This window comes from Plantactinospora sp. B5E13, assembly GCF_039871775.1.
Classification (GTDB): Bacteria; Actinomycetota; Actinomycetes; order Mycobacteriales; family Micromonosporaceae; genus Plantactinospora.
In genome coordinates, this window is record NZ_JBDPLT010000117.1 from 1 (window position 1) to 916 (window position 916).

General features: G+C 67.5%; 2 protein-coding genes. Both read left to right on the plus strand.

What is annotated here, in order from left to right; translation table 11 throughout:
- On the plus strand, positions 1-363 hold a 363-nt coding region (locus ABGB05_RS36925), incomplete at its 5' end, for a phosphoadenosine phosphosulfate reductase family protein (RefSeq protein WP_347658677.1).
- Positions 363-916: GTP-binding protein (locus ABGB05_RS36930; protein ID WP_347658678.1), on the plus strand; the 554-nt coding region annotated here is incomplete at its 3' end. The genes ABGB05_RS36925 and ABGB05_RS36930, both read left to right, overlap by 1 nt.

Consider the following 916-nt stretch of genomic DNA (forward strand, 5'->3'; position numbering starts at 1 on the left):
GTGTTCCCGTTGTCGAACTGGACCGAGTTGGATGTCTGGCACTACATCGCCCGGGAACGGTTGGAGTTGCCGTCGATCTACTACGCGCATCAGCGTGAGGTGGTGGAGCGGGACGGCATGTTGTATGGGGTGAACGAGTTCGTCCGGCCTCGGGCGGGGGAGACGCCGTTCGCCGCGCGGGTGCGGTACCGCACCGTCGGTGATGCTTCCTGCACGGCTGCGGTCCGCTCGGAGGCGGACACCGTGGAGAAGGTGATCGAGGAGGTGGCGGCGACCCGGATCACCGAGCGTGGTGCGACCCGGGGTGACGACCGGGTCAGCGAGGCGGCGATGGAAGACCGTAAGCGGGAAGGGTACTTCTGATGACGGCCAGCGTGCTCCCCACCGAGACCCGGGCGATGGACCTGTTGCGGTTCGCGACCGCGGGCAGTGTCGACGACGGCAAGTCGACGTTGATCGGCCGTCTGCTCTACGACACCAAGTCGCTGTTCACCGACCAGTTGGCGGCGGTGGAGGCGGTCAGCAGCGCCCGGGGTGACGAGTACACGAACCTGGCGCTGCTCACCGACGGGCTGCGGGCCGAGCGGGAGCAGGGCATCACCATCGACGTGGCGTACCGCTACTTCGCCACCCCGCGGCGGAAGTTCATCATCGCCGACACCCCGGGCCACATCCAGTACACCCGGAACATGGTGACCGGGGCGTCCACCGCCGACCTGGCGTTGATCCTGGTCGACGCCCGTAAGGGGCTGGTCGAGCAGTCCCGTCGGCACGCGTTCCTGTGCTCGCTGCTGCGGGTGCCGCACCTGGTGCTCTGCGTCAACAAGATGGACCTGGTCGACTGGTCGCAGGAGGTGTTCGAGCGGATCGCCGACGAGTTCACCGCGTTCGCGGCCAAGTTGGAGGCGCCGGACCT